This window comes from Streptomyces sp. NPDC030245 (assembly GCF_055572995.1).
Map to the genome: position 1 here is coordinate 361,069 of NZ_JBVICF010000008.1, position 23,370 is coordinate 384,438.

Annotated in this window: 21 protein-coding genes; 7 read left to right on the forward strand and 14 right to left on the reverse strand. The window is 70.6% G+C overall.

Translation table 11 applies throughout. From position 1 onward, the window contains the following. Positions 1–46: 46 nt before the first annotated feature. Positions 47–367, reverse strand: a complete 321-nt coding sequence (fdxA, locus tag ACZ4Z4_RS23235) for a ferredoxin (RefSeq protein ID WP_362917932.1) — start codon at positions 365–367, stop codon at positions 47–49. Positions 368–510: 143 nt separating this feature from the next. On the opposite strand from fdxA, the gene ACZ4Z4_RS23240 reads away from it, so the two are divergent. The 3 genes from ACZ4Z4_RS23240 (at position 511) to ACZ4Z4_RS23250 (ending at position 3,362) form a co-directional block, all read left to right on the forward strand. Further along, positions 511–1,512, forward strand: a complete 1,002-nt coding sequence (locus tag ACZ4Z4_RS23240; protein ID WP_468330262.1) for a GNAT family N-acetyltransferase — start codon at positions 511–513, stop codon at positions 1,510–1,512. A gap of 97 nt (positions 1,513–1,609) precedes the next feature. Next, positions 1,610–2,440, forward strand: a complete 831-nt coding sequence (locus ACZ4Z4_RS23245) for a transglutaminase family protein (protein ID WP_468330265.1) — start codon at positions 1,610–1,612, stop codon at positions 2,438–2,440. 67 nt (positions 2,441–2,507) lie between these two features. Further along, positions 2,508–3,362, forward strand: a complete 855-nt coding sequence (locus ACZ4Z4_RS23250; protein WP_468330268.1) for a transglutaminase family protein — start codon at positions 2,508–2,510, stop codon at positions 3,360–3,362. A 28-nt stretch (positions 3,363–3,390) separates the two neighbouring features. Here ACZ4Z4_RS23250 and ACZ4Z4_RS23255 read toward each other — a convergent pair whose 3' ends face one another. The 8 genes from ACZ4Z4_RS23255 to ACZ4Z4_RS23290 all read right to left on the reverse strand — a co-directional run bounded on the left by ACZ4Z4_RS23255 (position 3,391) and on the right by ACZ4Z4_RS23290 (position 11,001). After that, positions 3,391–4,038, reverse strand: coding sequence for a response regulator transcription factor (locus ACZ4Z4_RS23255; RefSeq protein ID WP_468330271.1), 648 nt, complete (start codon positions 4,036–4,038; stop codon positions 3,391–3,393). Between the two features lie 5 nt (positions 4,039–4,043). Next, positions 4,044–5,204, reverse strand: a complete 1,161-nt coding sequence (locus tag ACZ4Z4_RS23260) for a sensor histidine kinase (protein ID WP_468330473.1) — start codon at positions 5,202–5,204, stop codon at positions 4,044–4,046. 59 nt (positions 5,205–5,263) lie between these two features. Continuing rightward, positions 5,264–6,004 (reverse strand): ABC transporter permease, encoded by a 741-nt coding sequence (locus tag ACZ4Z4_RS23265; RefSeq protein ID WP_468330476.1) that lies wholly within the window; start codon positions 6,002–6,004, stop codon positions 5,264–5,266. A gap of 14 nt (positions 6,005–6,018) precedes the next feature. After that, positions 6,019–6,954, reverse strand: coding sequence for an ABC transporter ATP-binding protein (locus ACZ4Z4_RS23270; protein ID WP_468330274.1), 936 nt, complete (start codon positions 6,952–6,954; stop codon positions 6,019–6,021). A gap of 105 nt (positions 6,955–7,059) precedes the next feature. Further along, positions 7,060–9,180 carry a hypothetical protein gene (locus ACZ4Z4_RS23275; protein WP_468330277.1) on the reverse strand — a complete coding sequence of 707 codons (2,121 nt, stop codon included), beginning with the start codon at positions 9,178–9,180 and terminating at the stop codon, positions 7,060–7,062. A gap of 165 nt (positions 9,181–9,345) precedes the next feature. Continuing rightward, positions 9,346–9,855: a DUF6113 family protein gene (locus ACZ4Z4_RS23280; RefSeq protein WP_468330280.1), complete on the reverse strand. Its 510-nt coding sequence runs from the start codon at positions 9,853–9,855 to the stop codon at positions 9,346–9,348. Next, the gene (gene mshB, locus ACZ4Z4_RS23285) at positions 9,852–10,784 is read right to left on the reverse strand and encodes an N-acetyl-1-D-myo-inositol-2-amino-2-deoxy-alpha-D-glucopyranoside deacetylase (protein WP_468330283.1); all 933 of its coding nucleotides are present in this window, start codon (positions 10,782–10,784) and stop codon (positions 9,852–9,854) included. The genes ACZ4Z4_RS23280 and mshB overlap by 4 nt, the downstream gene beginning before the upstream one ends. A gap of 22 nt (positions 10,785–10,806) precedes the next feature. Further along, a complete protein-coding gene (locus ACZ4Z4_RS23290) occupies positions 10,807–11,001 on the reverse strand; it encodes a hypothetical protein (protein WP_055569071.1) in 195 nt (64 codons plus the stop codon). 147 nt (positions 11,002–11,148) lie between these two features. Here ACZ4Z4_RS23290 and ACZ4Z4_RS23295 point away from each other — a divergent pair, with 147 nt between their 5' ends. Then, positions 11,149–13,317 (forward strand): S9 family peptidase, encoded by a 2,169-nt coding sequence (locus tag ACZ4Z4_RS23295; protein ID WP_468330286.1) that lies wholly within the window; start codon positions 11,149–11,151, stop codon positions 13,315–13,317. Positions 13,318–13,335: 18 nt separating this feature from the next. On the opposite strand, the gene ACZ4Z4_RS23300 is transcribed toward ACZ4Z4_RS23295, so the two are convergent. The 5 genes from ACZ4Z4_RS23300 to ACZ4Z4_RS23320 are packed head-to-tail and all read right to left on the reverse strand — an operon-like array spanning position 13,336 to position 19,007. Further along, positions 13,336–14,394 (reverse strand): ABC transporter ATP-binding protein, encoded by a 1,059-nt coding sequence (locus tag ACZ4Z4_RS23300; protein WP_468330289.1) that lies wholly within the window; start codon positions 14,392–14,394, stop codon positions 13,336–13,338. Further along, entirely contained in the window at positions 14,381–15,427 is a 1,047-nt protein-coding gene (locus ACZ4Z4_RS23305; RefSeq protein WP_468330292.1) for an ABC transporter ATP-binding protein, read from the reverse strand. Before ACZ4Z4_RS23305 ends, ACZ4Z4_RS23300 begins: the two co-directional genes overlap by 14 nt. 6 nt (positions 15,428–15,433) lie before the next feature. Then, a complete protein-coding gene (locus tag ACZ4Z4_RS23310) occupies positions 15,434–16,438 on the reverse strand; it encodes an ABC transporter permease (RefSeq protein WP_468330295.1) in 1,005 nt (334 codons plus the stop codon). Continuing rightward, positions 16,431–17,354 carry an ABC transporter permease gene (locus ACZ4Z4_RS23315; RefSeq protein ID WP_468330298.1) on the reverse strand — a complete coding sequence of 308 codons (924 nt, stop codon included), beginning with the start codon at positions 17,352–17,354 and terminating at the stop codon, positions 16,431–16,433. Before ACZ4Z4_RS23315 ends, ACZ4Z4_RS23310 begins: the two co-directional genes overlap by 8 nt. Before the next feature lie 18 nt (positions 17,355–17,372). Beyond that, complete coding sequence (locus ACZ4Z4_RS23320; protein WP_468330301.1) at positions 17,373–19,007, reverse strand: peptide ABC transporter substrate-binding protein; 1,635 nt, start codon at positions 19,005–19,007, stop codon at positions 17,373–17,375. A 370-nt stretch (positions 19,008–19,377) separates the two neighbouring features. Between ACZ4Z4_RS23320 and ACZ4Z4_RS23325 the strand changes: the two genes are divergently transcribed. The 3 genes from ACZ4Z4_RS23325 (at position 19,378) to ACZ4Z4_RS23335 (ending at position 23,358) form a co-directional block, all read left to right on the forward strand. Continuing rightward, positions 19,378–20,403: an ABC transporter permease gene (locus ACZ4Z4_RS23325; protein WP_468330304.1), complete on the forward strand. Its 1,026-nt coding sequence runs from the start codon at positions 19,378–19,380 to the stop codon at positions 20,401–20,403. 96 nt (positions 20,404–20,499) lie between these two features. Beyond that, positions 20,500–22,287, forward strand: a complete 1,788-nt coding sequence (locus ACZ4Z4_RS23330; protein ID WP_468330307.1) for an ABC transporter substrate-binding protein — start codon at positions 20,500–20,502, stop codon at positions 22,285–22,287. Between the two features lie 90 nt (positions 22,288–22,377). Beyond that, a complete protein-coding gene (locus tag ACZ4Z4_RS23335) occupies positions 22,378–23,358 on the forward strand; it encodes an ABC transporter permease (RefSeq protein ID WP_468330310.1) in 981 nt (326 codons plus the stop codon). Positions 23,359–23,370 lie beyond the last annotated feature (12 nt).

The window sequence follows — 23,370 nt, forward strand, 5'->3', positions numbered from 1 at the left end:
TGCGGCGGAGATGCCGTACGGGACCGGGGCGACGCTCAGGCTGCCGTTACTGGTTCTGCGGCGGCAGGGCGGCGATGAAGGCGTGGTCGCGCTCGATCAGGCCGAGCTTGCTCGCGCCACCGGGCGAACCGAGCTCGTCGAAGAACTCGACGTTCGCCTTGTAGTAGTCCTTCCACTCCTCAGGAGTGTCGTCCTCGTAGAAGATCGCCTCGACCGGGCAGACCGGTTCGCAGGCTCCACAGTCGACGCATTCGTCCGGGTGGATGTACAAGGACCGCTGGCCCTCGTAAATGCAGTCGACCGGGCACTCCTCGATGCACGCCTTGTCCTTGACGTCGACACAAGGCTGCGCGATGACGTAGGTCACGCTGTCGTTCCTCCTCGATACGGGCGTTGGCGGGCCGTCTTCAGGCTCCGCTCGCCTGGCGCGCGGGAGCGCGGCGTCGTCGATGCCCGCCCCTAGTATCTCCGTTCCCGGGCATGATCCGAACAGGAGGGGCTTGCAGAGCTGTGGAAATCATCGGCGGCGGACGACTCGAGGTCCGCATCACCCCTGCTGACGTGGGCAAACGAGTCTCGATTCGACGCTTGAGCGCTGCTTCCGCCGCGCCTGAGAAGTTCACCGACACGGTGGGTGTTCTCACATCGTGGGACGACGGTGTGGTGCTCATCACACGACGCGACGGTGAGAGCGTCCGGATTCCGGAAGGCTCGCTGGTGGCGGGCAAGGTCGTGCCGGCCGCGCCCGCGCGCCGCCGGGGGCCCGCCGCCTCGTACGAGGAGCTGGCGCGGGTCTCCGCACGGGCCTGGGCGCCCGTGGAGAGCGAGCGTCTCGGGGAGTGGGAGCTGCGGGCGGCGGCGGGGTTCACGCGGCGGGCCAACTCCGTGCTGCCGCTGGGCGATCCGGGACGGCCGCTGGACGAGGCCCTCTCGTACGTACGCGACTGGTACGCGGCCCGTGACCTGCCCCCGTACATACAGACCGCGACCGGCGCCGAGGGCACGCAGGAGCTGCTCTGCGCCGGCCTGGAGGAGCGCGGCTGGGTGCGCGAGGGCTCCGCGGAGCTGCACGTCGGCGGGCTCGCCCCGGTCGGGGACCTGGATGCGGACGCGGACCGCGTCGTGCTCTCCCGCTCCTTCGACGAGCCGTGGCTGCGGCGGTACCAGCGGTTCGGGGTACCCGGACCGCATGTGTTCAAGGTGCTGGCGGGCGGGCCCTCGGTATGGTTCGCTTCCGTGCCCGGGAGCGGTGACGCCCCGGCCGCCATCGGGCGGTGCGTGGTGGACGGACGCTGGGCGGGCTTCATGGCCGTCGAGGTGGACCCGGAGCACCGGCGCCAGGGGCTCGCCACCGCGGTGATGACCGCACTGGCCCGCCAGGCCATGTCCGAGGGCGCTTCGGCGGCCTGGCTCCAGGTCGAGGAGGGCAACGACGGCGCGCGGGCGCTGTACGGCGGGATGGGTTTCGCCGCTCATCACGCCTATCACCACTACCGGCACGGCCCCGCCTGAGCGGGAGCAGGGGCCCGACGGAGTACGGCACGGCAGGCACGGCAGAGCAGAGCACGGCACGGAGACAGCGCCCGGCGAGGGCAGACACGAGGCACGTATGCACGCGGAGTCCGGCGAATGGCGGCGGCGGTTCGCCGAAGAGGCGCGGTCGGAGCGGCCCGGTCTCGCGCCGCTGTGCCTGCTGATCGGCGCCGAGGCGGATCCCTCACTCGACGAGGCGGGGATCGACGCCGCCGAGATCGAGCTCGACCGCCTCGCCGGGCTGCTGCCGTTCCGGCCCGGCGGGCCGCGCGCGTGGGCGACGGCGATGGCCGAACTCCTCGGTGAACAGTGCGGGTTCGAGGGGACACCGGGCGATTACCAGCGCCTTGACTCCTCGCTCCTGCACCAGGTCCTGCGCCGCCGCAGAGGCCTGCCGATCCTGCTCTCCGTCGTCTGGATGGAAGTCGCACGACGTGCGGGCGCCCCCGTCTACGGGGTGGCGCTGCCGGGGCACTTCGTCGTCGGCTTCGGGCCCCGCGACGACCAGGTCCTCGCCGACCCCTTCGACGGCGGCCGGCTGCTCACCGGCACCGACGCGGAGCTGCTGGTGGCCGGGGTCGCGGGCACCGGCATCCAGCCGTCCATGCTGACGCCCGCCGACCCGCTCAACATCGTGCAGCGGATCCTCAACAACATCCGCGCCTGGGCCGCCGCGAGGCCCGAGCGGTCCGACGTCGCCCTGTGGGCCCTGGAGCTGTCGCTCCTGCTGCCCGCCCATCCGGCCCGGCTCCGCTACGAGCGGGCCCAACTCCTCGTCCAGCGGGGCGACTTCCTGGGGGGTGCCGCGGAGCTGGACGCGTACGCGGATGTGGTGACTCCGGTGGAGCCGACCACGGCGGACCGGGTGCGCCAGCAGGCGCGGGCCGCGCGGGCGATGCTGAACTGACCGGCCCGGACGGCGCGGCCCGCCCCGGACGGACGTATCGATCGAGGCGACCGGGCACCACCGACGTATGCATCCTCGACCTCCCGGAACCACCGAGTGGCGGCGGCTGTTCGCGGCCGAGGCCGAGTCCGCGCGGCCCGATCTGACGCTGCTGTGCCTGCTGATCGGCACCGAGGCCGACCCCTCGCTCGACGAGGCGGACATCCACGCCGCACGGCGCCTGCTCGACCGGCTCGCGGAACAGGCCGCGCTCGGCCGCCGCTCCCGCCGCGCCGACGACCCGCGCGCCTGGGCCGCCGCCCTGGCCGAGCTCCTCGGCGCGCGCTGCGGCTTCAGGGGCAGGCCCGGCGACTACCAGCGCCTCGACTCCTCGCTCCTGCACCGGGTCCTGCGCCGCCGCAGAGGCCTGCCGATCCTGCTCTCCGTCGTCTGGATGGAAGTCGCACGGCGCGCGGGCGCCCCCGTCCACGGGGTCGCGCTCCCCGGACGCTTCGTCGTCGGCTTCGGACCCCGCGACGACCAGGTCCTCGCCGACCCCTTCGACGGCGGCCGGCTGCTCACCGGCACCGACGTGGAGCTGCTCGTGGCGGCGGCCACGGGGTCCCGGCCCGAACCGTCGATGCTGAGCCCCGCGGGCCCGCTGGATATCGTGGCGCGCATCCTCAACAACATCCGCGCCTGGGCGGCGCCCCGCCCCGAGCGTGCCGACGTCTCGCTCTGGGCGGTCGACCTCTGCCTGCTCCTGCCGTCACCGCCGCCCCCGCTGCACTACGAACGCGCCCAACTCCTCGTACACAAGGGCGAGTTCCTGGCGGGTGCGCGGGAGCTGGACACGTACGCCGACGCCGTCGCCGGGCTCGATCCGGCGACGGCGGAACTGGCCAGGCGGCAGGCATTGGGGGCGCGGGCGATGCTGAACTGACGCATTCAGGCGCGGAGAAGACGGGTCGTCAGAGCCAGCCCTTGTCCCTGGCGACGCTGACGGCCTCCGCGCGGTTGCGGACGGCGAGCTTCTGGATGGCCGTCGAGAGGTAGTTGCGGACCGTGCCCTGGGAGAGGTGCAGGGCCTTGGCGAGCTCGGCGTTGGTGGCGCCGCCCGCGGCCGCGCGCAGCACCTCGCGCTCGCGGTCCGTCAGCGGGTTCGCGCCCTCCGCGAGGGCGGCCGCCGCCAGCGTGGGGTCGATGACCCGCTCCCCCGCGAGCACCTTGCGCACCGCCGCGGCGAGCTGCGCCGCGGGGGCGTCCTTGACGAGGAACGCGTCGGCGCCCGCCTCCATGGCGCTGCGCAGATAGCCGGGGCGCCCGAAGGTGGTGAGCACGACGATCTTCAGGGCGGGCAGCGCGGCGTGGAGTTCGGCCGCCGCCTCGATGCCGGTCATGCCGGGCATCTCGATGTCGAGCAGCGCCACGTCCACGGCGTGTGCGCGGGCCGCCGTGAGCACCTCGTCGCCGCGGGCCACCTGGACGACGACCTCGATGTCCGGCTCCAGACCGAGCAGCGCCGCGAGGGCCTCACGGACCATCGACTGGTCCTCGGCGAGGAGGACCCGCACGGAGTCGGCGGGGCGGTGGTCGGGGGCCCGGGGCGTCTCTTCCATGGGCCTCAGATTACGGGCGGTGCGGAGGACGGCTCCGACAGCGGTACCCGGGCCGTCAAGCGGAAGCCGGGGCGGCCCCCCGGGCCCGTCTCCAGGACGCCGCCGACGGCCTCCACGCGTTCGCCGATGCCCGTCAGGCCGTTCCCCGCCGCGGTGCCGGAACCGCCGACTCCGTCGTCCTCCACCGAGAGTTCGACCAGGGGTCCGGCGAGCGTCCTCCGTACCGTGAACGCCACCGCGCACCGGCGGGCCCCGCTGTGCCGCACGACGTTGGTGACGGCCTCCCGCAGCGCCCACGCCAGCGCCGCCTCCGCCTCCTCCCCCGGCAGCTCGGCGGGCGGCTCCAGCGGCACGTCGGCCTCGATGCCCGCGGCGGCCAGCGCGGTGCGGGCGCCGGCCAGCTCACCGGCCAGCGTGCGCCTGCGGTAGCCGGAGACCGCCTCACGCACGTCCATCAGGGCCTGGCGGCTGACCTGTTCGATGTCGGCGACCTGCCGGGCGGCCCGGTCGGGGTGGTCGGGCAGCATCCGGCCGGCGAGCTCGCTCTTGAGCGTGATGAGGGAGAGCGAGTGGCCGAGCAGGTCGTGCAGGTCACGGGCGAGCCGCAGCCGCTCCTCGTTGGCGGCCAGCTGGGCGACGGTGGCCCTGGCCTGCCGCAGCTGGATCGTCGTACGGACCAGCTGGCGCACGCCGGCCATCGCGAACCCCACGAGGACGCTGAGCACGGCCAGGTTGCCGAGCAGGTCCCGCAGGCTGTCCGTGCGCAGACCCACCGCGATCATCACGGCGGTGACCGCGGGGATGGTCCAGGCCGCGTACCGCATCGGCAGGACGGCGCCGGCGGAGACGGAGACGTACACGAAGAGCCCGAGCCAGTCGGTGCCGAAGGCGAGCGCGAGGACCACGGCGAGCGTGAACTGAAGGCCGAACGACACGTACACCGCGCGCCAGTCGAGCACTTTGGTCGTGTAGCGGAAGACGAGCGAGAGGTAGCAGGCCACGAAGGCCGCGAGGCCCAGCGAGCCGAGGGCGGTGGCCGCGGCGCTCCGCCCGGTCACCACGAGGTCGTGGACGGGGCTCGTCAGGAAGACCAGCCAGATGCCGATCCAGACGGCCTTCGTGAGGACCTGCCTGCGGCCGAGGACCGGCTGCCCGAACGTGTGCAGCGGGTGGGTGTCGTCGCACCGCGCGGCCTCACGGGCGCACTCGGCTCCCCGGTTCGTGTTCACGCCTTCACCGTGTCCTTCCGGTACAGCCACGCGGCGCCGCCCGCGAAGAGAAGGAAGTAGGCGACCAGGAGCGTGATGTCCTTCGCGTGCGGTGCGTCGCCCAGTTCGATGGCCTGCCCGAGGGCAGCGTACGCGTGGGTGGGCAGCCAGGACGCCGCCTCCTGGAGCCAGTGCGGGAACGTCGTGACCGGCATCCACAGGCCGCCGAGCATGGAGAGCCCGAAGTAGACGATCATCGTGATCGGGCGCACGGCGTCGCCGGACGCGAGGTAGCCGATGGCCACGCCGAGGGCGGCGAAGCAGAGGCTGCCCGCCCAGATCGCGCCGGTCAGCGCCAGCCACTGCCAGGCGTCGAAGCGGACGTCCTTGAAGACCGCGGCGACCACGAACACCACGACGATGGACGGCAGGCTCACCACGGCCGCACTGGCCGTCTTCGCCAGGACGTAGCCCCGCCCGGGGAGCGCCGTCAGGCGCAGCTGCCGCACCCAGCCGCTCTCGCGCTCCTTGGCGATGCGCTCGCTGTTGCCCATGAGTACGGCGGTGAGGGCGCCGAAGGACGCCATCGAGACCATCATGAACGCCGGGACGGACAGGCCCGTCGCGGGGACCCGGTCGGCGCCGTTCTGGGTGCCCGCGATGATCAGGAAGAGCATCGACGGATAGATGACGGAGAAGAAGAGGAACTTGCGGTTGCGCAGGGATCGGGTGATTTCCAGCTTGATGAGGCTGTTCATGCCGTGCGTGTTTGTCATGCGGTCCTGGCCTCCTCGGCCTCGGTGATCGCCACGAAGGCCTGCTCCAGGCCGAGCCCGGCGACTTCGAGGTTGCGGGGGTGGACGCCGAGCCCGTACAGGGCGTGCACGGTGGCGTCGGCGTCCGTCGACTGGAGGCGGACCGTGCGGCCCGCGATGTCGAGGGTGGTCAGAAAGGGCAGCGCGCGCAGGTGTTCGGTGAGCTCCGCGTCGACGCGCTCCAGGTCGAAGGCGACCTTGCGGGCGCCCGCCTTCGCCTTGATCTCGGCCGCGGTGCCGTCCGCGAGGAGCCGGCCGCGGTGCAGGACCAGGACGCGGTCGGCGATCGCGTCGGCCTCCTCCAGGTAGTGGGTGGCGAAGAGGACCGCGCGGCCCCGGTCCGCCTGCTCGCGCATGGTGGCCCAGAACGCCTGGCGTGCGGTGACGTCCATGCCGGTGGTCGGCTCGTCGAGCACGATCAGGTCGTGGGCGCCGGCCGTGGCGAGCGCGAAGCGGACGCGCTGCTCCTGGCCGCCGGAGAGCTTGTCGGCCTTGCGGTCCGCGATCCGGGTGAGGCCCGCGTGGGCGAGCACGTCGTCGACGCGGTGGGGGCGCGGGTGCAGTGCGCAGGCGAGCGTCACCAGTTCGCGCACGGTGACCTCGCCCATCAGGCCGCCGCTCTGAAGCATGGCGCCGACCCGCCCCGCGGTGATCGCCTCGCGCGGCTCGGTCCCGAAGACCCGCACCGTGCCGCTGTCCGGGGTGCGCAGACCCAGCAGCAGGTCGAGGGTGGAGGACTTGCCCGCGCCGTTCGGCCCGAGGAGCGCCACCGTCTCGCCCGGACGGAGGTCGAGGGTCAGGCCGTCGACGGCGCGTACGTCGCCGAAGCTCTTGGTCACCTGCTCGAAGCTGACCGCGCTGGTGGTGGCGGGTGGTGCCGTGGTCGTCGTCATGCCGACCATCGTCACAAAAGCGCAGGTCACAGCGGCAGTGTCGGATGTGCCGACTCCGGCATGACAGATGTCATGCCGGAGTCGGTGACGCGAGTACCGCGGGTATCAGCTCGGGTTCGTCTCGATGACCCCGACGCGCTCCGCGGGCGTCTTGCCGACCAGCGCCTTGGCCATCGCCTGGACCACGTCGGTCGGCTGCACCGGCGTCTTGGAGCCGTCGCCGCGCTGGATCAGGACACCGTCGAACACGTTGCCGTACAGCTTCTTGAGCTCTTCGAGGTTGTAGTACTCCTGGAGGGTGCCGTCCTTGAGGACCTTCGTCTGAAGGATCTTCGGCAGCGACCTCTCCGGGCCGAAGGGGATCGACTTGGTGCCGGCCTTGATCGTGACGTTGGCCGACATGGCCGGCTTGGCGAACCGGGTCATGAATTTGTCGACCTCGGCCTTGGAGACGGCGGGCTTGCGGGTGCTGACCGGCACCTGGACCGGGCCCGCGCTGCCCGTCTCGACCTGCTTCTTGTACGCCTCGGCGACCGAAGCGGTCGACGCCTGCGGGTCGATGCCCTTGCCGACCTTGCCGTAGACCGGGACGGCCTTGCCCGGCACGAACTTGACCGTGCCCTCCTGGGCCGTGCCCGAGCCGCCCGCCGCGCGCTCCAGGGCGGCGGTGAGCTTCTCCTCGTCGACAGGCATGACGGGCTCGACGACGCGCTGGCCGCCGAAGAGCGAACCGATCACCGAGACGGGGTTGTAATCGCTGCCCGCGGCCTCGCGGACGGTGGCCTGACTGTCCAGGGTGAGGCCCGCCTGGTCCGGCTTGAGCGTGACCGTGTCGCCGCCCACCGAGAGCTTCAGCGGCTTGGTGACGCGCGCGTCGAGGGCCGCGTCGAGCTTCTGCACGGCCTCGTCGCGGGTGCTGCCACCGATGTCGACGCCGAGCACGGTGGTGCCCTTCGGGACATCGGCGTGGTTCATCAACAGGCCCGCGCCGTACGCCCCGCAGCCCGCGACCACGACGGCGGCCACAAGGAGGACCAGCTTGCTGCGGCCCTTCTTCTTTTTCGGCGCGGGAGCGGCGGGCGGCACGTCCGAGCGCACCGGGTCGGGCAGCTTCGGCGGGGTGTGCGGAACCGGTCCTTCGCCCTGCGGACCGGGCGCGAAGGGGGAGTTGTCCTGCGTGGGCGGTACGACGGGGATGCCGCTGGTGAGGGTCTCACCGGAGACATTGGCGCCGGGCGCCGGAGCACCGGGCGCGGGAGCGCCGGACGGCGGGGAGACCGGGCCGGCCTTCTGCGGCGTGAGGATCGCGGTGTCGTCGCTCATGGCGCCGGAACGGGGCGGCCGCGCACCGGAGCCGGCGGGTCCGCCGGGTGCGCCCGGCGCGGCGTGCCGGCCCGGAGGCACCAGCGGGCTGTCGCCCGTGACGGGGCCGCCGGTCGGTCCCGCGGGCCGGGAGTCCCCGGCGCCGCCCGTACCGCCGGAGAAGTACGGCAGGTCCCCGCGGTGCGGGTCGCCCTGCGGGCCGCCCGGGCCGAGGGGGCCCGACGCCACGGCGCCGGACACGTCGAACTGCCCCGTACCGGAACCATTCGCCCCAGAACCGTTGGCACCGGAGCCATTCAGCCCGGAACCGTTGGTACCGGAGCCATTCAGCCCAGAACCGTTGGTACCCGAGCCATTCGCCCCGGAAGTGCCCGAACCGCTCGGCGCGTTCCCGCCGTCGGCCCGCGCGGGCTTGCGGGGCGCGAACCAGTCGCTCGTCTTCTCGTCGGCCGAGGCCGAGGCCGAGGACGCCGACAAGGCCGCGGAGGACGCTCCCTGGCCCCCCTCGCCCGACGCGGAACCGGAACCGAAACCGGAACCAGCTCCGGGGGAGGTCGCCCCGCCCGCGTCCGTCGCGCCGGCAGCACCCGGCGCGGCGCCGTCCCCGCGGCCGTCGTCGTCCGGGGACGAGGAGTCCCCGGCCGAGCCCTCCTCACCGACGGGCGTGCGCATGACGACCGGCGGGATGGGCCGCGAACCGGGGATGTTGATCCGGATGCGGGTGGTCAGCGTGGTCTGGGTCTCGGGCTCGCCGGGCCGCTCGCCGGCGGCCTGCCGCCGCGCGCCGTCCGGGCCGCCGTCGGCGCCCTGTGCCGGGGAGCCGTACGGCGGCGTCCCCGAGGGGTATGCGGCTCCACCGCGCCCCTGGGGCCCGGAGGACGAACTGTCAGTTTCACGACTCAAGGCAGGTTCTCCTGGTTGACTCCGCCGCCCGGCTCGACCTCGTCCGGGGTCCCCCCGGCCGGAGGTTGGGGGAGGCTCGGCGGCCGCACCACCATACTGGCCGCCGTCGGTACTCATTCCGTGACCGGCGTCAAACCCCTGCGGGACACGGTCCGAAGTGGTACGTCACTTGCCAAGTCGGGCGGCGGGGGCGCTCGGTTGCGACCCCTGCCCGAGCGTGGCGCACATCACAGCGATGGCCATCCCGCCGAGCAGGAAGCCGTACGAGCCGAGATCCGCGCCGAAGAGGAAGTCGCCCTCGGGTCTGGTGGCGGTGAGCAGCATCACCACGACGAGCCAGCCGGCGGCGGGCGCGACGGCCCCCGCCTTGGTGCCGACCGCCCGCGCCCCGCCGTAGAACGCACCGGCGGCGCCGACGAGCGCGAGCAGCAACCCGGCCGGGAAGAAGCCCCCTTGGACGAGTGCTCCGGCGGCGCCGACGACGGCGCCGAACACGAAGAGCCCGGCGTAGGCGGCGAGGCGCCCCGCTCTGAGGGGCTGGGCGAGGAAGCTGCCGCCGGCGGGGGCGGCAGCCGCACCGCCACCACCGGAGGCCTTGGACCCACCGGAAGCCGCACCCGATCCGGCCCCCGACGACCCGGCGCCCGACGACGCCGCACGCGATCGCGTACTCACAGCGCGGTCACCTCCGCCACATCCGTCACCCTTTCAAGACCGGCGAAGAGATCCGTCTCGCGGGACGATCCCGACGGTCCCTCCGTCGACGCTTCTCCCCGCACCAGCTCGTAGTACTCCACATCGAAGATGGGCTGCGCGAGTTGGTTGGAGAGGACGAAGAGCGGGCCGCTCACGGTGATCTGGGTGGCGTGGGCCGCCATCGCCGCCGCCTTGGCGGTCTTGAAGGCCCTGCCGTCGATCTCGGTCGTGATCCGCTCGTCGTCGGTGACGCCGGGCACGTCGGCGACGGCGGCGGGCGTGCCGAACGGCGAGTGGCCCAGCGCTTCCGACATCCAGCGGAAGCGCTCCTCGACCACGGACCGCGGGGCGCGGTTCCAGTAGATCTTGCTGATCGTGTGGGGCGCGCCGAGGTCGGCGCGGAAGGCGGGGTCGGCCGCGAGTTCGGCGGCGCGCATGGCGACGCGGTGCGCCTTGATGTGGTCGGGGTGGCCGTAGCCCCCGTCGGGGTCGTACGTCACGAGGACCTGCGGGCGCACCTCGCGGACCACCTCGACCAGGTGTGCGGCCGCCTCGTCGAGGTCGGCCGACCAGAAGGCGCCGGGGCGGTCGTTCTGCTCGACGCCCATCATTCCCGAGTCGCGGTAGCGGCCGGGGCCGCCGAGGAAGCGGTGGTCGGTGACCCCTACTTCCTTCATGGCGGCGGCCAGTTCCCCGACGCGGTGGGCGCCCAGGGAGTCGTCGCGGTCGGCGGCGAGATGGGCGAGCCCGTCCGGGATGACCTCGCCCTCCTCGCCGAGCGTGCACGTCACCAGGGTGACGTGGGCGCCCTCGGCCGCGTACTTGGCCATGGTCGCGCCGGTGGTGATCGACTCGTCGTCGGGGTGCGCGTGCACGAGCAGCAGGCGCCGGGCGGGCAGTTCCGTCATGGGACCACCCTACGAGCCCCGGTCAGAACTTGATGTCGCCGATCATCCCCGCCACGTTCGTCGTCAGCTCATTGATGGTCGGCGCGACGGACGAGCTCGCGAGATAGAAGCCGAGCAGCGTGCACACGACCGCGTGCCCCGCCTTCAGTCCTGACTTCTTGACCAACAAGAAGACGATGATCGCCAGCAGCACCACCGCCGAAATCGAGAGTGCCACGGCGGTCACCTCCAAGTCGTAGCCGTACCCCAGTGCGGACGCCAGCAGGTACATACCCACCAAGCGCTACGGATCATAACTATCCGTGCGGACGCATGACTCGGAGCACGGCAGCACAGGGGGGCGCATGAGCCATAGGCTCGGGGGATGACCACCGAGAACCCCGGAAATCCCAGGCCCGACGAGAGCCCGGCGCAGCGGCTCTCCTTCCCGCGTCAGCACGCCCGCACGCAACGCTTCACCCTCGGTGCGCCCCGTGCGTTCACGGTGGCGCCGGACGGTTCGCGCCTCGTCTTCCTGCGCTCGTCGGACGGCACGGACCGGGCGAACGGGCTCTGGGTCCTGGACGTGTCGGACGGCGCCGGCGAGCGCGTGGCCGCCGATCCGCACGTGCTCCTCGGCGGCGCCGCCGAGCAGTTGTCCGCCGAGGAGCGCGCACGGCGCGAGCGCAGCCGTGAGGGCGGTGCGGGCATCGTGGGGTACGCGACCGACGCGGCGGTGGAGCTGGCGGCGTTCGCGCTGTCGGGCCGGCTCTTCGCGGCGGAGCTGCGCGCGGGCACGGCCCGCGAACTGCCCGCGCCGGGCCCGGTGATCGACCCGCGCCCCTCCCCGGACGGGCGGCACATCGCCTACGTGGCGCGGGGCGCCCTGCGGGTGACGGGCGCCGACGGCACGGACGACAGGGCCCTGGCAGAGCCGGAGCCGGGCCAGGAGGCGACGGTCGCGTACGGGCTCGCGGAGTTCATCGCGGCGGAGGAGATGGGCCGTTCACGGGGCTTCTGGTGGTCGCCGGAGTCGGACCGGCTGCTCGTCGCACGGGTGGACGACGCTCCCGTACAGCGGTGGTGGATCGCGGACCCGGCGCATCCGGAGCGCGAGCCCGCTCAGGTCGCGTACCCGGCCGCGGGCACGCCCAACGCGGACGTGCGGCTCTTCGTCCTGGGCCTGGACGGGTCGCGCACCGAGGTGGTCTGGGACCGCGTCCGCTTCCCCTATCTCGCGCGCGTGCACTGGTCGGCGGACGGCGCTCCGCTGCTGCTCGTGCAGGCGCGCGACCAGGGCAGCCAGCTGTATCTGGCGGTGGATCCGGACAATGGTTCGACCCGGATGGTGCACGCCGAGGAGGATCCAGAATGGCTTGAACTTTTCCCTGGCGTGCCGTGCTGGTCGCCCAGCGGCAAGCTGGTGCGGATCGCGGACGAGGGGGGCGCGCGCGTCCTGGCGTGGGGGGAACGGCCGCTGACCGGGCCCCAGTTGCACGTCAGGGCGGTCCTGGACGTGACGGAGGAGGACATTCTGATCTCGGCGTCGGCGGGCGCGGCGGCGGCCGACCCGGAGACGGGTGAGATCCATGTGTACCGCGTCAACGAACTGGGCGTGGAGCGGGTGTCGCAGGAGCCCGGTGTGCACTCCGCGGTGCGCGGCGGCGGCCTCACCGTCCTGGTCTCCGCCACGCTCGACCGTCCCGGCGCTCACGTCCAGGTGCTGCGCGAGGGCAAGCAGGTGGCGACCGTCGCCTCACACGCCCAGCGCCCGGGGCTCACGCCGCGCGTGACGCTCACCGAAGGGGGCACGCGGAGGATTCCGTGCGCCGTCCTGCTCCCCACTGATTACAAGGAGACGGACGGGCCCCTTCCGGTTCTCCTCGATCCGTACGGCGGCCCGCACGGACAGCGCGTCCAGCGCGCGCACAACATCTTCCTGACCTCGCAGTGGTTCGCCGATCAGGGCTTCGCGGTGCTCGTCGCGGACGGCCGCGGCACCCCCGGCCACTCCCCCGGCTGGGAAAAGTCGATCAAGAACGACAAGACCCTGACGCTTGAGGACCAGATCGACGCGCTCCACTCGCTCGCCGACCGGTTCCCCTTCGACCTGAACCGGGTGGCGATCCGCGGCTGGTCCTTCGGCGGTTACCTGGCCGGCATGGCCGCGCTGCGCCGCCCCGACGTGTTCCACGCGGCGGTGGTCGGCGCCCCGGTGACGGACCTGCGGCTCTACGACACGCACTACGAGGAGCGGTACCTCGGCGACCCGGCCGAGCACCCGGAGACGTACCGGCACAACTCCCTGATCTGGGACGACGGACTCGTCGAAGCGGCGGAGCCGCACCGCCCGATGCTGATCGTGCACGGCCTCGCCGACGACAACGTAGTGGTGGCGCACTCGCTGCGGCTCTCCTCGGCGCTGCTCGCCGCGGGCCGCCCGCACGAGGTCCTGCCGCTCTCCGGCGTCACGCACATGACCCCGCAGGAGCAGGTCGCGGAGAACATGCTGCTGCTCCAGGTCGACTTCCTGAAGCGGTCCTTGGGGCTCTGACCCGACGGGGTCCCGCGGCTACGGCACGACCTGCTTCTCCTCGGCGAAGTGGCAGGCCGAGTCGTGCGCCGCGGGCCCCTCCTCGTACCGGAACTCCGCGGGCACCGCGAGCGCCGGGACCTCCAGCGCGCACCGCTCCCGCGCCTTCCAGCAGCGGGTGCGGAACCGGCAGCCCGAGGGCGGGTTGGCGGGCGAGGGCACGTCTCCGGAGAGGATGATCCGCTCCCGGTGCCCGCGCGCCTCGGGGTCGGGGACCGGCACGGCGGAGAGCAGCGCCTGGGTGTAAGGGTGCGTCGGGTGTTCGTAGATCTCCTCGTCCGAGCCGATCTCGATGATCCGCCCGAGGTACATCACGCCGACCCGGTCGGAGATGTGCCGCACGATCGACAGGTCGTGGGCGATGAAGACGTAGCTCAGGTCGAACTCGTTCTGGAGCTTGTCCAGGAGGTTGATCACCTGCGCCTGGACGGAGACGTCGAGCGCGGAGACCGGTTCGTCGGCGACGATGACCTCGGGCCGCAGCGCGAGGCCGCGGGCGATGCCGATGCGCTGGCGCTGGCCGCCGGAGAACTGGTGCGGATAGCGGTTGATGTACTCGGGGTTGAGCCCGACGACGTCGAGGAGCTCCTGCACGCGCTGCCGCCGCGAGCCCTTCGGGGCGGCCTCGGGGTGGATCTCGTACGGCTCGCCGACGATGTCGCCGACGGTCATCCGCGGGTTGAGCGAGGTGTAGGGGTCCTGGAACACCATCTGGATGTTGCGGCGGACCGCCTTCAGCGCGCGGCCGGAGAGGCCGGTGATGTCCTCGCCCTTGTAGCGGATCCGGCCCGCGGTCGGCCGCTCCAGGCTGACCAGCATCTTCGCGACCGTCGACTTGCCGCAGCCGGACTCCCCCACGATGCCGAGCGTCTCGCCCCGCGCCAGGTCGAAGTCGACGCCGTCGACGGCCTTGACCGCGCCGACCTGCTTGCGGACGACGATGCCCTGGGTCAGCGGGTAGTGCTTGACGAGGCCCCGGACCTGGAGGATCGGCTCGCCGCCCGCTCCGGGTCGCGTGCCGCCCTCAGCGTGTCGCATCGAGCGTCTCCTTCCAGAAGTGGCAGGCGCTCCTGCGCTCGGCGGTCAGTCCCTCGTACGTGACCTTCGCCAGCGGCGGGTCGTCGGTCACGCAGACGTCCCGGGCGAGGGGGCAGCGGGGGTGGAAGGGGCAGCCGGGCGGGATGTTCATGAGGTTCGGCGGCAGGCCCTTGATCGCGTAGAGCTCCTGGCCCTTCTGGTCCAGGCGCGGGATGGATTCGAGGAGGCCGAGGGTGTACGGGTGGGCGGGTGCCCGGTAGATCTCGTGGACGGGGGCCCGCTCGACGATGCGGCCCGCGTACATGACGGCGATGGAGTCGGCGACGTCCGCGACGACACCGAGGTCGTGGGTGATGAGGATCAGCCCCATGTGCATCTCGCGCTGGAGCTCCGCGAGCAGGTCCATGACCTGCGCCTGGACCGTCACGTCGAGGGCGGTGGTGGGCTCGTCGGCGATGATCAGCGAGGGTTCGAGCGCCATCGCCATGGCGATCATGATGCGCTGGCGCATGCCGCCGCTGAACTGGTGCGGGTACTGCCCGACGCGCTCCCTGGCGGCCGGGATGCGCACGCGGTCCATCAGCTCGACGGCCTTGGCCTTCGCGTCCTTGCGCGACATGCCCTTGTGCACGACGTACATCTCGCCGAGCTGTTCGCCGACGGTCAGCACCGGGTTCAGTGCGGAGAGCGCGTCCTGGAAGATCATCGCCATGCCGGCGCCGCGGACCTTGCGCCGCTCCTCCTCCTTCAACTTGAGGAGGTCCCGGCCCCGGAAGAGGATCTCGCCCCGGGTGATCCTGCCGGGCGGGGTGTCGAGGATGCCCATGACGGCCTGGGCGGTCACGGACTTGCCGGAGCCCGACTCGCCGAGGACGGCGAGGGTCTCGCCCGCGGCGACGCTGTAGTCGACGCCGTTGACGGCCTTGGCCACCCCGTCCCTGGTGCGGAACTCCACGTGCAGGTCACGGACTTCGAGCAGCGTGGCGGCCCGGGGGTCCTCGGGGGCGGGTGCCTGGGATGCCGCGGTTGCCATGGGCGCCTACCTCAGCTTCGGGTCGAGGGCGTCGCGCACCGCGTCGCCGAGCATGATGAACGCGAGCACGGTGATCGCGAGGGCCCCGGCGGGCCAGAGCAGCATGTGCGGGGCGTTGCGGATGTACTGGGAGGCGGCCGAGATGTCGATGCCCCAGCTGACGGTCGGCGGCTTCAGACCGACGCCGAGGTACGAGAGGGTCGCCTCCAGGGCGATGTACGTGCCGAGCGCGATGGTCGCGACGACGATGACCGGCGCGACGGCGTTCGGGGCGATGTGGCGCAGCAGCATCCGGGAGTTGGAGGCGCCGAGGGCCCGCGCGGCCTGGACGTAGTCGTTCTGTTTGGCGGTGATGACCGAGCCGCGCGCGATGCGGGAGATCTGCGGCCAGCCGAGCAGCACCATGAAGCCGACGACGGGCCAGACGGTGGAGCTGGTGACCACCGACAGGAGCACCAGGCCGCCGAGGACGACGGGGATGGCGAAGAAGATGTCGGTGATGCGGGAGAGGACGGCGTCCCAGGCGCCGCCGAAGAACCCGGCGAGCCCGCCGAGCACGCTGCCGATGACCGCGACGCCGAGGGTGGCGCAGACGCCGACGGTGACCGAGACCCGGGTGCCGTACACGACCCGCGTGTAGACGTCGCAGCCCTGTTCGTTGAAGCCGAAGGGGTGGCCGGGTGCCGAGCCCTTCTGCGCGTTGCCCAGGTCGCAGTCGAGCGGGTTGCGGGAGGCGATGAGCGAGGGCCATAGGGAGATGACGACGAGGAAGAGGATGATCAGGCCGGAGACGATGAAGACCGGGTTGCGCCGCAGGTCGCGCCAGGCGTCGGACCACAGGCTGCGGGCCGGGGCCGCGGGGCCCGCGCCGCCTTCGACGCCATCGGGGCCGCCGCCGCCCGGTCCGGCGGACGTCTTCTCCAGCGACGTCGCCTCGCTCGCGGCGAGGTCCATCGCGCCGCCCATGCCGGTGGCGGCCATGGCGCGCTCCGGCTCCTGCGGTTCAGGCATAGCGGATCCTCGGGTCGAGTACGGCGTACAGGAGGTCGACGATGAGGTTGGCCACCAGGAAGACCAGGACGAGGACGGTCACGAAGCCGACGACGGTCTGGGTGCTCTGGCGGAGGATGCCCTGGTAGAGCTGGAAGCCGACGCCGTGGATGTTGAAGATCCGCTCGGTGACGATGGCGCCGCCCATCAGGGCGCCCACGTCGGTGCCGATGAAGGTGACCACCGGGATCAGTGAGTTGCGCAGCAGGTGGCGGGTGATGACGCGGCGCCGGGGCAGCCCCTTGGCGACGGCGGTGCGCACATAGTCGGCGCGCCGGTTCTCCGCGATGGAGGTGCGGGTCAGGCGGGTGACGTACGCCAGGGAGACGGAGGCGAGCACGAGCCCCGGGATCAGCAGCTCGTTGAAGGGCGCCTCGCTCGACACGGAGGGTTTGATGACGCCCCACTGGACGCCCAGCAGGAGTTGCAGGACGAGTCCGGTGACGAAGGTGGGGATGGAGATCACGACGAGCGTGAGGAGCAGCACCGCGGTGTCGACGGGGCGCCCGCGCCGCAGGCCCGTCAGGACGCCCAGCGAGATGCCGATGACGATCTCGAAGACGATGGCGACGACGGTGAGGCGGATGGTGACGGGGAAGGCGGCCGACATCAGCTCGGTGACCTTCTGGCCGTTGAACGCGGTGCCGAAGTCGCCGGTGAAGACGTTGCCCATGTACGTCAGGTACTGCTGCCAGACCGGCTTATCGAGGCCGAACTCCTGCTTCAGGCGGAGGGCGGTCGCGGGGTCGCACTTGCGGTCGCCGCAGAGCCCCGCGACGGGGTCGCCCATCACGTTCACCATCAGGAAGATCAGCAGTGTGGCGCCGATGAAGACCGGGATCATCTGTAGCAGACGCCGGATCACATAACGTCCCATGGCGGGGCTCCCGGCGTCTCAGTCGACCTTGATCTCGTTGTAGACGGGCACGCTGAACTGGTTGAGGGAGACGTCGGAGACCTTGTCGGAGTAGCCGGCGCTGCCGTTCTGGTACCAGAGCGGGATGGCGGGCATGTCGCGGGCGAGGATCTTCTCGGCGTCCTGGAACTTGCCGGTGGCCTTGTCCGTGTCGGTCTCGCCGTTGGCCTCGTTGACGAGCTTGTCGAACTCCTCGTCGGAGAACTTGCCGTCGTTGGAGGGGGCGTCCGTGTAGTAGTTCGGCTCCAGGAAGTTCTGGATCAGCGGGTAGTCCATCTGCCAGCCCGCGCGCCAGGCCCCGTCGAGCTCCTGCTTGGACGCCTTGCTGCGGAAGTCCGCGAAGGTGCCGACGGGGCTGGCGACGCAGGCCTTGTCCTTGTCGAGCGCCTTGTTGATGGAGTTGCAGACGGCGTCGACCCACTCCTTGTGGGAGCCGGTGTCCGCGTTGTACGTGATCTTGAGGGTGCCGCCGGGGATGCCGCCGCCCTCCTCGACCAGCTTCTTGGCCTTCTCGGCGTCGTACGTGCAGGCGTCGCCGCACAGCCCCTTCTTGAAGCCGCCCTTGTCACCGAGGACCGGCGAGGTCCAGTCGGAGGCGGGCGTCCGCGTCTTCTGGAAGATGGTGTCGGTGATCTGCTCGCGGTTGATGGCCATGGACAGGCCCCGGCGGACCTTCTCCTTGCCCTCCTTCTTCCACTCGCTGTCGTAGAAGGGGAAGGCGAGGGTCTGGATGATGCCGGCGGGCGTGTTGATGTAGCGGTCGCCGAGGTCGTTCTTGGCGTTCTTGAGCTGCGAGGCGGGGACGTCGTCGACGAGGTCGAGGTTGCCGGCCATCAGGTCGGTGTAGGCGGTGTTGTTGTCGGTGTAGACCTTCATGTCCACGCCGCCGTTGCGCGCCTTGTCCTCGCCGGGGTAGCCGTCCCACTTGCGCAGGGACATCTGGGAGCCCTTGGTGTACGAGTCCACGGTGTACGGGCCGTTGCCGACGGGCTTGGAGAGCCAGGCGTCGTGGTTGTCGTGGAACGCCTTGGGCAGCGGCGCGAAGGCCGGGTAACCGAGGGTGTCGGGCCAGGTGGAGAACTTCTGGCTGAGCCGGACGGTGAAGGTCCTCTCGTCGACGACCTTCAGTCCGGAGAGGGTCTCGGCGCTCGGGTCGCCCTTCTCGGGGTGGACCTTGTCGTACCCCTCGATGTAGCCGAAGAAGTAGGCGTTCTTCTGGTTGTTCTTCAGATGGGCGCCGTAGTTCCAGGCGTCCACGAAGGACTTGGCGGTGATCTTCTCGCCGTTGCTGAACTTCCAGCCGTCCTTGATCTTGACCGTGAAGTTCCGGGCGTCCTTGGTCTCGATCGACTCGGCGACCATGTCCTTGGCCTCGCCGGTCTTCGGGTCGTACCGCTTGAGACCCCGGAAGATCATGTCGAGGATCTTGCCGCCCTGGACCTCGTTGGTGTTCGCCGGTTCGAGCGGGTTCTGCGGGTCGCCCCAGGAGGAGCTCACGATGCCGGAGCCGTCGCCGCCGCCACCGCCACCGCTTCCCCCGCCTCCGCAGGCCGTCGCCGCGAGAGCGACGGTCACCGCGCATGCGGCCCACTTGGCGTGCGTGGCTCCACGCATGGAGTCCTCCTGTTGTCTGAGTGGCTCGCGTACCGCCAAATATCGCCCCAAGCATCATGAACCGCACATTTACCCCACCCGTACGAGTGCGAGCCCATCCGGATGTACGCATTCCGAGACGCGACCGCCCGCATATCGGACTCATTGCCCTGGACGCCCGGGAGTGCCCGCTCTTGTCCATCACGCATGATTACGCCCACGTAATGGCATGCCCATGTTCAAGCAAACTCTTGATCAAGAAACCCAAGAGCGGCCCAAGGCGGCTGACGATTCATTGACCGCGTGGGAAACGCCTTGCGAAAGTCGCGCCTAGCCCGTGGGTGCTGGTTGTCCTGCGGATTCCTGACGACCCCTCCGGGCCTGGAGCGCCATGACCTCGCCAACTCCTGCCAGTGCCGCCACGCTTGAAGTGACGGACAAGGCATCCGGCACCCCCTCTTCGCCCAAGGACCGGGGCAGCAAGGGCCGTTCACCGGGCCGGCTCGCCTGGACCCGGTTCAAGCGGGACAAGTCCGGCGTCATCGCCGCGTGTGTCGTGCTGTTCTTCTTCGTCGTCGCGCTGTGTGCGCCGTTGATCTCGAAGGTGTACGGCAAGGACCCGTACACGACGTACGGGGTCAACGACCCGAGCCTGTTCAACGAGTTCAGCTATCCGATCAAGCCGAACGGCGGCATCGACAGCGAGTTCTGGTTCGGCATCGAGCCCCAGCTGGGCCGGGACGTCCTGACCTTCCTGCTGTACGGCATGCGCAACTCGCTGCTGATCGCCGCCGCGACCACGATCCTCGTGACGCTCATCGGCATCGCCGTCGGCATCACGGCCGGCTACCTCGGCGGCAAGACCGACTACTTCATCGGCCGGGTCATCGACATCCTGCTCGCCTTCCCCTCGACGCTCTTCTTCATCGCCTTCTGGCCCGTGATGATCTCGGTGGTCGTCGCCCCCGAGGACAAGACGCCGACCTGGCTGACGGTCACCAGCCTCATCGCGGTGATGACGGCCTTCGGCTGGGCGTCCATCGCCCGGCTGCTGCGCGGCGAGGTACTGGCCCTGCGCGAGCGGGAGTTCGTGGAGGCGGCGAAGGTGACCGGCGCCTCACCGGCCCGGATCATCTTCAAGGAACTGCTGCCCAACCTGTGGACGCCGATCCTGATCCAGGCCACGCTCGCGCTCCCCATGTTCGTCACCGCCGAGGCCGGACTCGCCTTCCTGGGCGTGGGCCTTCAGGAGCCCACCCCCGACTGGGGCGTGATGATCCAGCGCGCCTCCGAGGTGTACGAGCAGGACATCACGTACATGGCCTTCCCCGGCATCGCGATGGTGATCTTCGTCGTCGCCTTCAACCTCCTCGGCGACTCGGTGCGCGACGCGCTGGACCCGAAGACCAAACGCTGACACTCCCCCGGCCGGACACCCGCGACGGGGCAGTGCCCGGCCGTTCTCCCGCTCCCCTCTATTCGGCTTTCCTCGACAATCAGGGTTGGTAGCCACATGTCTCTCTCCCGCAGAAACTTCGTCGTCGCGACCTCGGTCGCGGCCGGTGGATCGATGGTCCTCACCGCGTGCAGCAGCGGCGGCTCCGGCAACGGCGGCAAGGGCTCGAACCACGGTGGCGCCACCGAGTACACCGGTGCCAGCGTCACGATCGGCACCGCCGAAGACTCCAAGGGCCCGGCCCCCGAGGTCCCGGGCGCGAAGAGGGGCGGCACGATCTACGGCGTCGCCGAGGACGACGTGTCGCACATGGACCCGCAGCGCATCTACTTCGCATACAACTCCTCGATCGCCAACCTGTACGCCCGCACGCTCACCGGCTACTACATCGACGACAAGGGCAAGATGACCCTGGTCGGCGACCTCGCCACCGACGTGGGCAAGGCGTCCGACGGCAACAAGACCTGGACCTTCACGCTGAAGGACGGTCTGAAGTGGCAGGACGGCAGCGAGCTCACCGTCGAGGACGTCCGCCACGGCTTCGAGCGCTCCTGGGCCTCCTTCATCACCGAGGGCGCCTCGTACGTCCAGACGGCGCTGACCGGCAAGGGCGCCAAGTGGCGCGAGGGCTACAAGGGCCCGTACGACGGTGACCACCTGGACTCGATCGTCATCGACAAGGCGAAGAAGACCATCACCTTCAAGCTGAAGGAAGCCCGCCCGGACTTCAACTTCACGCTGGCGATGCACTCGTACGCCGCCACCCCGGTGAAGCACGACACCAAGGAGAAGTACGACAAGACGCCGTTCTCCTGCGGCCCGTACATCGTCAAGCACCGCTCCATCGACAAGTCGATGACGCTGACGCGCAACAAGCACTGGGACCCGAAGACCGACCCGATCCGCACCGCCTACCCGGACAGCTTCGAGTTCGAGTTCGGGCCGACGGGCCTCGACTCCTGCGACCGCTTCATCGCGGACCAGGGCAAGGACCAGCAGATGATCGCCATCTACGAGCCGATCCCGGCCGAGCGCATGCAGAAGGTGCTCTCCAACCCCGAGGTCAAGAAGCGGTCCTTCAACGGCCTGTCCTCCGGCACGTACTACTACGCGATCAACACCAAGCGCATCACCGACATCGAGGTGCGCAAGGCCCTCAACATCGCGTGGCCGCTGGAGCAGATCCGCCGGATCTACGGCGGCGAGTCGGCGGGCGAGCTGGCGACGACCATCCTCAGCCCCGACATCATCGGCCGCGAGAAGTTCGACGTCTTCGGCAAGCTGAAGAAGCCCGCGGGCGACCCGGCGGCCGCCAAGGCGATCCTGAAGAAGGCCGGCAAGCTCGGCCAGAAGATCGTCTACGCCTTCCCGCAGCGCCCCACGTACGACAAGACCAAGGTCGTCATCGAGAACGCGCTGAAGGCCGCCGGCTTCGACCCGGTCATCAAGCCGCTCAACTCGACGGACTACTACGACCAGGCACAGCGCATCGACAACAAGTTCGACGTGATGTGGTTCGGCTGGTCCCCGGACTGGCCGACCGCCTACACGCTGATCCAGCCGCTCTTCGACGGCGAGGCCATCGGCGACGGCCAGAACAACATCTCGCAGACCGACGTCGACTGGATCAACGAGGCGATCAAGAAGAACGCCGAGATCTCCGACCAGAAGGCAGCCGGCAAGGCCTGGGCCGAGCTGGACAAGCGGATCATGGAAGAGGTCGTGCCGATCATCCCGGAGACCTACCAGCGCCGCTTCTACCTGCACGGCTCCAAGGTCGGCGGCGCCCAGCACGACCCGCAGTTCGCCGCGACGCTGATCTACAAGACGTACGTCAAGGCCTGACGACCGGCCCCCGTGGTGGGGCGGCCCTCCTCCCCGGGGGCCGCCCCACCCCCTCCTCACCCACGGCATCCGTCAGGAAAACCAACTGCCATGCTCCGCTTCCTCCTTCGCCGCATCGTCGGTGGCGCGGTGATCCTGCTGATCATCAGCGTTCTCGTCTTCGTTCTCTTCTACGCCGCCCCGCGCGACCCGGCCCGGCTGGCCTGCGGCAAGGTCTGCTCGCCGGAGACCCTCGACCTGGTGCGGCACAACCTGGGGATCGCCGATTCGCTGCCGGTGCAGTACTGGCACTGGTTCCAGGGCCTGTTCGTGGGCCGCGACTACGCCAGCTTCGGCAACTGTCCGGCGCCGTGCCTCGGCTACTCGTTCCGCAACCGTGAGCCGGTCCTCGGCACGATCCTGGACCGCTTCCCGACCACCGTGTCGCTCTCGCTCGGCGCCTCCGCCGTCTTCGTCGTCTTCGGTGTGGGCACCGGCATGCTGGCCGCCGCCAAGCAGGGCAAGGTCATCGACAAGATCGCGTCGTCCGCCTCGCTGATCGCGTCCTCGCTCCAGATCTACGTCGTCGGCGTCTTCGCCGTCTACCTCTTCGTCTACCAGTTGCAGTGGATGGACCGGCCGCAGTACACGCCGATCACCGAGAGCCCCGGCGAGTGGTTCTCCGGACTGCTCATCCCCTGGCTGGTGCTCTCCCTGATCTTCACGGCGAACTACACCCGCATGACCCGCTCCCAGATGGTCGAGACCCTCAGCGAGGACTACGTCCGCACGGCGCGCGCCAAGGGCCTCTCCGCCCGCTCGGTCTTCTTCCGCTTCGCCTGGCGAGGGGCGATGGGGCCGATCGTCACGATCTTCGGCCTCGACCTGGGCGTGCTGCTCGGCGGCGCGATCATCACCGAGAAGACCTTCGCCCTGCACGGCATCGGCGACCTCTCGGTCCGCGCCGTCTCCACCAGCGACCTGCCCATGCTGCTGGGCGTCGTCCTGGTGGCCGCCACGGCGATCGTCGTCTTCAACATCATCGTCGACGCGGTCTACGCCCTCATCGACCCGCGCGTACGCCTCGCCTAGGGCTCAGGGAGA